Genomic DNA, 11,562 nt, shown 5'->3' with positions numbered 1-11,562 from the left:
TTATATTGCTCCCACGCCGAACGCAGTGCCGCCCACTGCCAGGCATATCCCATTCAAAGGAGCAGCACCATGAGCGCATCCCTTCGCAGCGTTGACGGTCAGGACGAAACCACCATCTTGCGTGAAATCCAGAGCGCCCTGCGCGATCTGCGTTTCGGCGCGGTGGAGATCACTGTGCACAACGCGCAAGTCGTCCAGATAGAACGCAAAGAGAAATTCCGTTTGCAGCAACCCGGCAAACAACCGGGCTGAAAGATCGCAGCCTGCGGCAGCTCCTGCAGGGGGCTGTGGGCAGGAGCTGCCGAAGGCTGCGATCTTTTACCAACGGGCAACCCGATTCCAGCAGTACATAAGAAAAAGCCACCACCAAGAATTCCAGGAGCTTTCACCATGTCGTCGATTCGCCGTTACGCTTTGGCCGCGCTGGCCAGTGCTGTGTTTGCCGGTTCCGCGGTTGCCAAGGATTACGAACTGCTCAACGTGTCGTATGACCCGACGCGCGAGCTGTATCAGGACTACAACGCCGAATTCATCAAGTTCTGGCAGAAGGATCATGCCGGCGACACTGTGAAAATCCAGCAATCCCACGGCGGTTCCGGCAAACAGGGCCGCGCTGTGATCGACGGCCTGCGTGCCGACGTCGTGACCCTGGCGCTGGCCGGCGACATCGACGAAATCGCCAAACTCGGCAAGACCCTGCCAGCCGACTGGCAAAAGCGTCTGCCGGACGCCAGCACCCCGTACACTTCGACCATCGTGTTCCTGGTGCGCAAGGGCAACCCGAAAGGCATCAAGGACTGGGGCGACCTGGTCAAGAACGACGTCTCGGTGATCACGCCGAACCCGAAAACCTCCGGCGGTGCGCGCTGGAACTTCCTCGCCGCCTGGGCCTACGGCCTGAAAGCCAACGGCGGCAGTGAAGAGAAAGCCAAAGAGTACGTGCAGACCCTGTTCAAACACGTGCCAGTGCTGGACACCGGCGCTCGTGGCTCGACCATCACTTTCGTCAACAACGGTCAGGGTGACGTGTTGCTGGCCTGGGAAAACGAAGCGTTCCTGGCGCTGAAAGAAGACGGCGGTGCCGACAAGTTCGACATTGTCGTGCCGTCGCTGTCGATCCTCGCCGAACCACCGGTGGCCGTGGTCGACAAGAACGCCGAGAAGAAGGGCAACGAGCAGATCGCCGAAGCCTACCTCAAGCACCTGTACAGCCCGGCCGGTCAGGAAATCGCCGCGAAGAATTTCTACCGCCCGCGTGACAAGGACGTGGCTGCCAAATACGCCCAGCAGTTCCCGAAACTGGACCTGGTGACCATCGACAAGGACTTCGGCGGCTGGAAAACCGCGCAGCCGAAGTTCTTCAACGACGGTGGCGTGTTCGACCAGATTTATCAGGCGCAGTAATCTGAATCACAATGAGCCTGAAGTTCAGGCACTTGAGATGTGGGAGTGAGTTTTTGTGGTGAGGGGATTTATCCCCGATGGGTTGCGAAGCAGCCCCGAAATCAAAGATTACGGTTGATCAGTTAGACCGCATTTAATGGTTTTGCGACTGCTTCGCAGTCGATCGGGGATAAATCCCCTCACCACAGGGCTTGCTCCCACATTGATGCGTTCAGCGGAATGCTTTTTAACCAAGGACTTTTATGTCGCGTCGTATCTCCCCCGTCATACCCGGCTTCGGGCTGACGCTGGGTTACACCTTGGTGTACCTCAGCCTGATTGTGCTAATCCCGCTGGCGGCGATGTTCGTCCACGCCGCCCAACTCACCTGGGATCAGTTCTGGACGATCATTTCCGCACCGCGCGTATTGGCCGCATTGAAGCTGAGCTTCGGCACCGCGCTGTGTGCGGCGATCATCAACGGCATTATCGGTACGCTGCTGGCGTGGGTGCTGGTGCGCTACACGTTCCCGGGGCGCAAGGTCATCGACGCGATGATCGACCTGCCGTTCGCGCTGCCGACGGCCGTCGCCGGTATTGCCCTGACCGCGCTGTACACGCCGACCGGTCTGGTCGGGCAGTTCGCCGCCGACCTCGGTTTCAAGATTGCCTACACGCCGCTGGGCATCACCCTCGCGCTGACCTTCGTGACCCTGCCGTTCGTAGTGCGCACGGTGCAACCGGTGCTGGCCGACATTCCCCGTGAAGTCGAAGAAGCCGCCGCGTGCCTCGGTGCCAAACCGCTGCAAGTGTTCCGCCACATTCTGGTGCCGGCGCTGTTGCCCGCCTGGCTGACCGGTTTCGCCCTGGCTTTTGCCCGTGGCGTCGGCGAGTACGGTTCGGTGATTTTCATCGCCGGCAACATGCCGATGAAAACCGAGATCCTGCCGCTGCTGATCATGGTCAAACTCGACCAGTACGATTACACCGGCGCTACCGCCATCGGCGTGCTGATGCTGGTGGTTTCCTTCGTCCTGTTGCTGCTGATCAACTTGCTGCAGCGGCGCATCGAAACCCCATAAGGAGGCGCGAACCATGTCCCAATCGTCTATTGCGGCCGCCTCTTCGGCCAACGCTGCGCGCCGTGGCAGCGCCACTTCGCGCAGAATCCTGATCGGTCTTGGCTGGCTGATCTTTTTCCTGTTTCTGCTGCTGCCGCTGTTCATCGTCGTGTCGCAAGGCTTGAAGAATGGCCTCGGCGCATTCTTCACGGCGATCTTTGAACCGGATGCACTGTCGGCGCTGAAACTCACGGTGTTCGCCGTGCTGATTTCGGTACCGCTCAACCTGGTGTTCGGCGTCAGCGCTGCGTGGTGCGTGAGCAAGTATTCATTCCGCGGCAAGAGCATGCTGGTGACGCTGATCGACCTGCCGTTCTCGGTATCGCCGGTAATCGCCGGCCTGGTCTATGTGTTGATGTTCGGCGCTCAGGGCCTGTTCGGGCCGTGGTTGCAGGATCACGACATCCAGATCGTTTTTGCCCTGCCGGGCATCGTGCTGGCGACGATTTTCGTTACCGTGCCGTTCGTGGCCCGCGAGCTGATTCCTCTGATGCAGGAACAAGGCACGCAGGAAGAGGAAGCCGCACGCTTGCTCGGCGCCAACGGCTGGCAGATGTTCTGGCACGTGACCGTACCCAACATCAAGTGGGGCCTGATCTATGGCGTGGTGTTGTGTACTGCGCGGGCCATGGGTGAATTCGGTGCGGTGTCGGTGGTCTCCGGGCACATTCGCGGGGTGACCAACACCTTGCCGCTGCACGTCGAGATCCTCTACAACGAATACAACCACGTGGCCGCGTTCGCTGTGGCGAGCCTGTTGCTGATCCTGGCGCTCTTCATCCTGCTGCTCAAGCAGTGGAGCGAAAACCGTATCAACCGCCTGCGCGCCAGCGCCGCGGAGGAATAATTCATGTCGATCGAAGTGCGTAACGTCAGCAAGAATTTCAATGCGTTCAAAGCGCTGGACAACATCAGCCTGGACATCCACAGCGGTGAGCTGGTGGCGCTGCTCGGCCCGTCCGGCTGCGGAAAAACCACCTTGCTGCGGATTATTGCCGGTCTGGAAACCCCGGATCAGGGCAACATCGTCTTTCACGGTGAAGACGTTTCCGGCCACGACGTGCGTGATCGCAACGTCGGTTTCGTGTTCCAGCACTACGCGCTGTTCCGGCACATGACGGTGTTCGACAACGTCGCGTTCGGCCTGCGCATGAAACCGAAAAACCAGCGCCCGAGCGAAAGCCAGATCGCGACCAAGGTGCATGAGCTGCTGAACATGGTGCAACTGGACTGGCTGTCGGATCGCTACCCGGAGCAGTTGTCCGGTGGTCAACGCCAGCGTATCGCTCTGGCCCGAGCCCTGGCGGTTGAACCGAAGGTCCTGCTGCTCGATGAGCCGTTCGGCGCCCTCGACGCCAAAGTGCGTAAAGAACTGCGTCGCTGGCTCGCTCGTCTGCACGAAGACATCAACCTGACCTCGGTGTTCGTGACCCACGACCAGGAAGAAGCGATGGAAGTCGCCGACCGCATCGTGGTGATGAACAAAGGCGTGATCGAACAGATCGGCTCACCGGGCGACGTCTACGAAAACCCGGCCAGCGATTTCGTTTATCACTTCCTCGGAGATTCCAACCGCTTGTTGTTGAGCGACGACAACCACGTGCTGTTCCGTCCGCACGAAGTGTCGTTGTCCAAGCATGAGCTGGAAGATCACCATGCCGCTGAAGTGCGTGATATCCGCCCGTTGGGCGCGACCACGCGGGTGACGTTGAAGGTAGAAGGGCAGACCGATCTGATCGAAGCCGAAGTGGTGAAAGACCACGACAGCCTGATCGGCCTGGCCAAGGGTGAAACGCTGTTCTTCAAGCCGAAGGTCTGGCAGAAAGTCGCCAACCTTTAACTGATCGTTCCCACGCTCTGCGTGGGAATGCATCCCGTGACGCTCCGCGTCACAGTGGACGCAGAGCGTCCATGGCGGCGTTCCCACGCAGAGCGTGGGAACGAGCGGATGTCGGAGCTGCCGCAGGCTGCGATCTGTTAAGTGGCCTAAGCCGCCGCTTTGCGATTCGGATTGACCCTCACCACTCCCGCCCGCGCCTCGATCTGCTCTTTCAACTCATGGCGCATCCCGAGCAGGAACGCCAACTCGGCCACCACAAACAACGGCCCGACGATCAAGCCGCTCACGTCATCGACAAACGCCGGTTTGCGCCCCTCGTAGTGATGCCCGACAAACTGGATCACCCAACCGATCACGAACATCGCCAGGCCACTGCTCAGCCAGACCAGAGTGCTTTGCTGCGCCAGCACATGCCCGGCCCAGACCGACAAGCCCATCAGCACGGTCATCAGCACGCCCAGCTTCACTTCCAGGCGCAGGTAAAACCATGCCGAGGCCAGCGCCAGCACCACGGCCGGGGATATCCACAAACCGCCCAACGCCCATTCGGGACGCGACAACAGCACCGCGACCGCCGCCACAATCAGCGGAATGCCGATAAAGTGGCTGGCGATGTTGCGTGGGTCGCGGTGGTAGGCGGCGTATTGACTCAGATGATCGACGAGGCTTTTCATTGTTGTTCCTCCTGTAGGGTGATCGCAGCATGCCCCGGGTTCAGCGTTCGCTCTGTCAGGCAGGCGACAATTAGGAGTGTTCATGGATAAGCGTTCGCGGCTGCTGACCGGCCAGTGGTTCAGTCATTTACCTGCGTCCTTTCAGGATAGTCTGCTGGCGGCGGCCCGGGAGCGGCAGCTGACGGCGGGGCAGCGGTTGTTTCAGCGTGGCGATCCACCGTGCGGCCTGTACGCGGTGCTCGATGGCGCCATGCGTATTGGCGCGGTGAGCGAGCAGGGCAAGGAAGCGCTGCTGAGTCTGGTCGAGGCGCCGCACTGGTTTGGTGAAATCTGCCTGTTCGACGGCCAGCCGCGCACCCATGACGCCTATGCTGTGGGGCCGTGTACGCTATTGAATATCCCGCAGGCGACGTTGCTGAAATTGCTCGATGAACACCCGCTGTACTGGCGGCATCTGGCGCTGTTGATGAGCCACAAGCTGCGCCTGACGTTTATCAATCTCGAACAACTGAGCCTGCTGCCAGCCCCGGCACGTCTGGCCCATCGCTTGCTGATGATTGCCGAGGGCTACGGCGAACTCGATCCGCCCCGTCGGGTGCTGCAACTGCCGCAGGAACAATTGGCGTCGATGCTGTCGCTGTCACGGCAGACCACCAACCAGATTCTCAAGGACTTGCAGGGGCAGGGGATCATTGGCTTGGGGTACGGCGAGATCGAGATCCTCGACGCCACGCGATTGCGCACCTTGGCCACAATCTAAGATAAAAACACCCAATCCAGACACCACGAACCTGTGGGAGCTGGCTTGCCAGCGATAGCGGTGCATCAGCCGAAATCAATGTCTGCTGAACGGACGCCATCGCTGGCAAGCCAGGCTCCCACAGGGTTTCGGCGCTCCATGACATCTGAGGCAAAGCACCGACCCTGTAGGAGTGAGCCTGCTCGCGATAGCGGTGTATCAGTCACCCATTGCCTGACTTACAGATTGCTATCGCGAGCAGGCTCACTCCTACAGAGGATTTGTGTGGGGCTTACGAACCGCGATAAGTCGAGAAACCGTAAGGGCTGAGCAGCAGCGGGATGTGGTAGTGCTGGTCCGTCTGCTTCACTTCAAAAATCACCGGGATTTCCGGGAAGAACGTGTCGTGCTTGATCTTGTTGAAATACTCACCGGTCTTGAACACCACTCGATACTCGCCCGCCTCAAAAGGCTGTTTGGCCGGGAACAGTTCGGCGATGCGTCCTTGTTCATTGGTGGTGCCTTGAGCCAACGGCTGCCAGTTCTGGCCGACGTGCTTTTCCAGTTTCACGTTAATGCCAGGCGAAGGCAGGCCGTTTTCCAGATTGAGCACGTGTACGCTCAGCGGGTTGCCGGCGGCCAGTGCCAGGCTTGAGAAAGCGCTCAGGCCGAGCGCGGCGAGGGTCATGCGCAATGGCGTCATGATGAATCTCCTTATTGGGAACGGGTGGTGGCCAGACCGGTTTTCTCGGCAGCCGTGATCGCACAGTTTTCATCTTGCTCACCGCCGCCGGAGCCGGCCACGCCCATGGCGCCGACCAACTCGTTGCCGGCGAACAGCGGAATGCCGCCGCCGAGCAACAGCAACTCGTCGAGGGTGTTGAGGTTGGCGGTTTCCGGGTTGCTGCGGGCGCGCTCGGCGAACAATCTGGTCGGGGTCTTCGTCGACAGCGCGGTATAGGCCTTGCGTTGACTGGCAGCGGTGTTGTGCGGGCCGACACCGTCGCCGCGCAGGGTCACCAACAGGTTGCCGCCGCGGTCGAGTACCGACACGGTGCCAGTGCAGTTATTCATGGCCGTATCGGCCAGCAGGCGGGCGGTTTTCAGATCAAGATCGGCGTGACGCGGCAGTTCGGGGCTGGCGAAAACGCTGGTGCTCAGGCCGATGGCCAAGCTGGCCAGAAGGTATTTGACGGTCATGGAACAGGCTCCAAAAGCGAAGGACGCCAGCTTAGCGGCGCCACTTCGTCAGAACCTCGTCAGCCGGATTACAAGTTTGTAATGGGCAACGCCGCCGAAGACGCCTAGCCTGTGTGCCTGATCAATCGAGGTGTGCCATGCGTTTGCTGGTCGTAGAAGATGAAGCCAAAACCGCCAATTTCCTTGCCAAGGGCCTGGGCGAGTCCGGATTTGCCGTGGATGTGGCACTCAACGGCCTCGATGGGCGCTATTTCATTGAGCAGCAGGAATACGACCTGATCATCCTCGATGTGATGCTGCCGGGCCTCAATGGCTGGCAATTGCTGCAACTGATCCGCCAGCGCGGTGCCACGCCGGTTTTGTTCCTGACCGCCAAGGACGCCATCGAAGACCGCGTGCGCGGCCTCGAGCTGGGTGCCGACGACTATTTGCTCAAACCTTTCGCCTTCGCCGAACTGCTCGCACGGGTGCGCACGCTGTTGCGACGCGGGCCGATGCGCGAGGCCGAGTCGTACAACATTGCCGATCTGGAAATCGATGTGCTGCGCCGTCGCGTCAGTCGCGGCGGCCAGCGTATATCGCTGACCAACAAGGAGTTCGCCCTGTTGCACCTGCTCGCCAGTCGTCAGGGCGAAGTGTTGTCGCGCACGCTGATCGCCTCGCAAGTGTGGAACCTGAATTTCGACAGTGACACCAACATGGTCGAAGTCGCGGTGCGCCGCTTGCGCTCGAAGGTCGATGATCCGTACATGCCGAAACTGATCCACACCGTGCGCGGTGTCGGCTATCAACTGGAAGCGCCGGACGATGCGCTCTAGGTCGATCGCCTGGCGCCTGGCGCTGGCGTTCGCACTGGTCTGCGCCTTGGTCCTGAGCGCGATTGGTGTATTTCTCTACCGCTCGCTCGCCGCCGAAATCGCTTATCGCGACGACATGGCCCTGCTTGGGCGACTGGAGCAGGTGCGCGCCTTGCTCGCCGACAGCGACAGCCTTGATGCCTTGCAGGCGCGGCCACGGCTGTACCAGAACATGCTCGGTAATCTCGACAGCCTGCTGCTGGTGCGCCGGGCCGATGGTTCGAGCGTGATCGGCATCAACCCGCGCCAGCGCGATTTGCCGACGTTGGAGGCGATCCCGCGCGAGCAAACGCCGCAGCGCCGCGATGTGCTGAGCTGGCAAGCGGCGGACGGTGCAGAACTGGCGCTGTTGTCCGGTGAAGCGCAGGGGCCGAACGGCGAACCGCTGACCGTGATCGCCGGCAAAGTGCTGAGCGAGCGTGAGCAGATGCTCAGCAGTTATCGCCTGCGCTTGTACCTCTCGGTCGGGCTCGGCGCGATATTGGCATTTGCCTTGGGGCTGGTATTGCTGCGCCGTGGTCTGCAACCGCTAAGGCAATTGAGCGAAGCCGTGCGCGGCATCGACCTGCGCAGTCTCGATCAGCGTTTGCCCGCCGCCGGCACCCCGGCAGAACTGCTCGAACCGGTGCAAGCGCTCAACGGCATGCTGGCGCGTCTGGACGACAGTGTGCAGCGCTTGTCGCAGTTCTCCGCCGACCTCGCCCACGAGATCCGCACGCCGCTGCACACCTTGCTCGCCAGCAACGGTCAGGCGCTGAACCACCCGCGCAGCACAGCGGAATATCAGGAAGTGCTGGCCTCGAACATGGAAGAGTTCGAACGGCTCAAGCGCATGGCGGAAAACCTGATGTTCCTCGCCCGTGCCGAACAGGCCGAGCGAGCGCTCAACCTGCAAACGCTGGAGCTGCAAAGCGTTGGCAGCGAACTGTGCGATTACTTCGAAGCCTTGGCCGACGACCGCGATCTGCGGCTGGAAAACCATTTGCACGGCGAACTCCGCGCCGATCAGCAACTGCTGCAACGCGCCCTCGGCAATCTGCTGGCCAACGCCGTGCGCCACGCTGACCCCGGCACCTCGATCAGCCTGCGCCGGCACGATGAGGCAGGCGTGTGCTGGTTGCAGATTCACAACCATGGCCCGGCCATCGCGCACGAGCATCTGGGCAAATTGTTCGACCGCTTCTACCGCGTCGATCCGGCCCGCGCTGAACCCGGGGACTCCGGAGGCCTGGGACTGGCAATCGTGCAGTCGATCATGCACTTGCATAGCGGGCAGGTGCGGGTCAGCAGTGATGCCTCGGGCACGGTGTTTGAGCTGGGGTTTTTGGTGGACTGACTGCCAACTTCGCGGGCAAGCCCGCTCCCACAGTGGTCAAGGTGTGACACGGATTTCTGTGCACCCCAAACCCTGTGGGAGCGGGCTTGCCCGCGAAGAGGCCAGTTGAACCGGTGAAAATTCCGGATCAGTCAGCGCAACTGATCCCGAAACTGCCCCGGCGTCATCCCCGTCCAGCGTTTGAACGCGCGGCTGAAGCTGCTGGTGTCGGCAAAGCCCAGCAGGTAACTGACCTCACTCAATGAACAGTGCGGATCACGCAGATGCAGCAGCGCGAGGTTCTCACGGCTTTCGTTGAGCAGCGTGTCGAAGCGACAACCTTCATCGGCCAGATGCCGTTGCAGGCTGCGCAGGCTCAGGTGCAAGGCCTGGGCAATGCGCTCGGCGCTGGGTTCGCCTTCCGGCAGTTGTTCTTCGATGGCGTCGCGCACCTTGCGCTCCCAGGTCAACGGTTTGAGCTGGGCCATGGTGCGCTTGAGCACCGCTTCGTTGTGTTCAGCGAGTTCAGGGTTGGCGTCGTCGAGGTGGCTGTCGAAGTCGGCGAGGGCGAATTCCAGACGATCTTCAACGGCGGCGAAATGCACAGGCGCGCGGAAGACTTTATGCCATTGGTGCGCGTCGTTCGGTTCAGGGCGGCGCAGGTAAACCGCCAGTGGCGCGTAATCACGACCGAGGCGATTGCGGCAGGTGCGCACGTAGATCGCGGCGAAGGCGTCGATGGCTTCGAAGGCGGGAGCGGGATTGCCTGGCGGAATTTTCAGACGGAACAGATAACGGTCATCGCCGCGGCTCAGGTCCAGTTCCAGCGCATCGCTGACCACCGGGTGATAGCGCACGATGCGTTCGAACACTTCGCGCAGGCTGCCACTGGCTACCAGGGCATAGCCGAGCGCGTGAAACGTGGTCGGGCTGACAAACCGCGACACCCGCAGACCGATGGCCGGATCACCACTGGACTCCACCGCAAGCGCCCACAAGCGGGTGGTGCCGGACAGCGGATAGCGCGCGTTGGGATCGTCCATCAAGTCCGGGTCGAGCCCGGCCTGTTGGCACAGGGCAGTGCTGTCCAGTCCCAGCGCGTCGAGTTGCTTGCGCAAGGCACGGGTCCAGCTGGCGAGGGAGGTCGGTTCCTTCATGCTGATTGGCGCTTCCGGTCAACAGGTTGGCGTTCTCGGCTACCGCGATTCGAACCCTTGCAGGGCAGGATGCGAACATCAATACCCAGAGGATGGAAGCATGGACCGTACTTCTGCAAGTCCCCAGCGACACAATGCTGCCCAGCGATCAGCGCATATTCGCGAAGTGGTGCTGGCCAAAGGCGTCGAATTGCGCGAGCGCTACCCGCTTCTCAAGCATCAGGACGCCCTCGGCGCGGGGATTCTGGCCTTTGCCCTGGCTGGCATGATCGGCTCGGCGGCGCTGTACATCAGCGGTCATATGGCCTGGTGGGTGTGCCTGCTGCTCAATGCGTTTTTCGCTTCGCTCACCCATGAGCTGGAACACGACCTGATCCACAGCATGTATTTCCGCAAGCAGCGTGTGCCGCACAACCTGATGATGGGCCTGGTGTGGCTGGCGCGGCCGAGCACGATCAACCCGTGGATTCGCCGGCATCTGCATCTCAACCATCACAAGGTCTCAGGCACCGAGACCGACATGGAAGAACGCGCAATCACCAACGGCGAGCCGTGGGGTTTTGCGCGGCTGCTGATGGTCGGTGACAACGTGATGTCGGCGTTCATTCGCATGCTTCGGGCGAAGACCTGGGCACACAAGTTCAGCATCATCAAACGCACGCTCAAGGTCTACGCGCCGCTGGCGCTGGTGCATTGGGGCGCGTGGTATGTGTTTCTCGGTTTCCATGCGGCGAACGGCATCGCGTACTTGCTGGGGACACCGATTGAATGGTCGGCGACCACGTTGTCGGTGATGCAGGTGATCGATATCGCCGCCGTGGTGATCATCGGCCCGAACGTATTGCGCACGTTCTGCCTGCATTTCATCAGTTCGAACATGCATTACTACGGTGATGTCGAGTTGGGCAATGTGCTGCAACAGTGTCAGGTGCTGAATCCGTGGTGGTTGTGGCCGTTGCAGGCGTTCTGCTTCAACTTTGGCAGCAGCCACGGGATTCATCATTTTGTGGTCAAGGAGCCGTTTTATATTCGTCAGCTGACCGTGCCAGTGGCGCATAAGGTGATGCGCGAGATGGGCGTGCGGTTCAATGATTTCGGCACGTTTGGGCGGGCGAACCGGTTTGTTCGCAAGAATGAACTGGTGCAGGAAGAGGTGCGTACTGCCCGGGCTTGATAGGTGAGTTCAGGTCCTCATCGCTGGCAACCTCAATCCGGCTGAAACGGCGAAGCACTCAAGATCACCCCGGTCTCCTCGACATAGTGCTGCCAGTGCCCA

At 60.8% G+C, this 11,562-nt stretch carries 13 protein-coding genes; 9 read left to right on the top strand and 4 right to left on the bottom strand.

Features of this window, described 5'->3' with window-relative positions; translation table 11 throughout:
• Positions 1 to 69 precede the first annotated feature (69 nt).
• From oscA to AC3WMT_RS27725, 5 genes are all read left to right on the top strand, one after another.
• The gene (gene oscA, locus AC3WMT_RS27745; RefSeq protein WP_034151822.1) at positions 70 to 252 is read left to right on the top strand and encodes a sulfur starvation response protein OscA; all 183 of its coding nucleotides are present in this window, start codon (positions 70 to 72) and stop codon (positions 250 to 252) included.
• Positions 253 to 390: 138 nt separating this feature from the next.
• Positions 391 to 1,404 carry a sulfate ABC transporter substrate-binding protein gene (locus AC3WMT_RS27740; protein WP_103306516.1) on the top strand — a complete coding sequence of 338 codons (1,014 nt, stop codon included), beginning with the start codon at positions 391 to 393 and terminating at the stop codon, positions 1,402 to 1,404.
• Between the two features lie 242 nt (positions 1,405 to 1,646).
• Positions 1,647 to 2,465: a sulfate ABC transporter permease subunit CysT gene (gene cysT, locus AC3WMT_RS27735; protein ID WP_103306517.1), complete on the top strand. Its 819-nt coding sequence runs from the start codon at positions 1,647 to 1,649 to the stop codon at positions 2,463 to 2,465.
• A 13-nt stretch (positions 2,466 to 2,478) separates the two neighbouring features.
• Positions 2,479 to 3,351: a sulfate ABC transporter permease subunit CysW gene (gene cysW / locus AC3WMT_RS27730; RefSeq protein WP_007917679.1), complete on the top strand. Its 873-nt coding sequence runs from the start codon at positions 2,479 to 2,481 to the stop codon at positions 3,349 to 3,351.
• A 3-nt stretch (positions 3,352 to 3,354) separates the two neighbouring features.
• On the top strand, positions 3,355 to 4,344 hold the full coding sequence (locus tag AC3WMT_RS27725; RefSeq protein WP_016772244.1) for a sulfate/molybdate ABC transporter ATP-binding protein: 990 nt from the start codon (positions 3,355 to 3,357) through the stop codon (positions 4,342 to 4,344).
• A gap of 146 nt (positions 4,345 to 4,490) precedes the next feature.
• Here AC3WMT_RS27725 and AC3WMT_RS27720 read toward each other — a convergent pair whose 3' ends face one another.
• Positions 4,491 to 5,018: an Mpo1 family 2-hydroxy fatty acid dioxygenase gene (locus AC3WMT_RS27720; RefSeq protein ID WP_103306518.1), complete on the bottom strand. Its 528-nt coding sequence runs from the start codon at positions 5,016 to 5,018 to the stop codon at positions 4,491 to 4,493.
• An 82-nt stretch (positions 5,019 to 5,100) separates the two neighbouring features.
• Between AC3WMT_RS27720 and AC3WMT_RS27715 the strand changes: the two genes are divergently transcribed.
• A complete protein-coding gene (locus AC3WMT_RS27715; RefSeq protein ID WP_103306519.1) occupies positions 5,101 to 5,778 on the top strand; it encodes a Crp/Fnr family transcriptional regulator in 678 nt (225 codons plus the stop codon).
• Positions 5,779 to 6,049: 271 nt separating this feature from the next.
• On the opposite strand, the gene uraH is transcribed toward AC3WMT_RS27715, so the two are convergent.
• Both uraH and AC3WMT_RS27705 read right to left on the bottom strand, forming a co-directional pair.
• Entirely contained in the window at positions 6,050 to 6,460 is a 411-nt protein-coding gene (gene uraH / locus AC3WMT_RS27710; RefSeq protein ID WP_103306520.1) for a hydroxyisourate hydrolase, read from the bottom strand.
• Between the two features lie 11 nt (positions 6,461 to 6,471).
• Complete coding sequence (locus AC3WMT_RS27705; protein ID WP_103306521.1) at positions 6,472 to 6,957, bottom strand: GlcG/HbpS family heme-binding protein; 486 nt, start codon at positions 6,955 to 6,957, stop codon at positions 6,472 to 6,474.
• 137 nt (positions 6,958 to 7,094) lie between these two features.
• On the opposite strand from AC3WMT_RS27705, the gene AC3WMT_RS27700 reads away from it, so the two are divergent.
• Both AC3WMT_RS27700 and AC3WMT_RS27695 read left to right on the top strand, forming a co-directional pair.
• Positions 7,095 to 7,775: a heavy metal response regulator transcription factor gene (locus AC3WMT_RS27700; RefSeq protein WP_103306522.1), complete on the top strand. Its 681-nt coding sequence runs from the start codon at positions 7,095 to 7,097 to the stop codon at positions 7,773 to 7,775.
• On the top strand, positions 7,765 to 9,150 hold the full coding sequence (locus AC3WMT_RS27695; RefSeq protein ID WP_103306523.1) for a heavy metal sensor histidine kinase: 1,386 nt from the start codon (positions 7,765 to 7,767) through the stop codon (positions 9,148 to 9,150). The genes AC3WMT_RS27700 and AC3WMT_RS27695 overlap by 11 nt, the downstream gene beginning before the upstream one ends.
• Before the next feature lie 131 nt (positions 9,151 to 9,281).
• Here the strand turns inward: AC3WMT_RS27695 and AC3WMT_RS27690 are convergent, their stop codons facing one another.
• Positions 9,282 to 10,286 carry an AraC family transcriptional regulator gene (locus tag AC3WMT_RS27690; RefSeq protein WP_103306524.1) on the bottom strand — a complete coding sequence of 335 codons (1,005 nt, stop codon included), beginning with the start codon at positions 10,284 to 10,286 and terminating at the stop codon, positions 9,282 to 9,284.
• A 100-nt stretch (positions 10,287 to 10,386) separates the two neighbouring features.
• Here AC3WMT_RS27690 and AC3WMT_RS27685 point away from each other — a divergent pair, with 100 nt between their 5' ends.
• Complete coding sequence (locus AC3WMT_RS27685; protein WP_047299273.1) at positions 10,387 to 11,460, top strand: fatty acid desaturase; 1,074 nt, start codon at positions 10,387 to 10,389, stop codon at positions 11,458 to 11,460.
• The last annotated feature ends 102 nt before the right edge of the window (positions 11,461 to 11,562 follow it).

It is taken from the genome of Pseudomonas sp. FW305-7, from assembly GCF_058786735.1.
The sequence above is the reverse complement of the archived record's forward strand: the minus strand, read 5'-3'. Positions and strand labels throughout refer to the sequence as shown.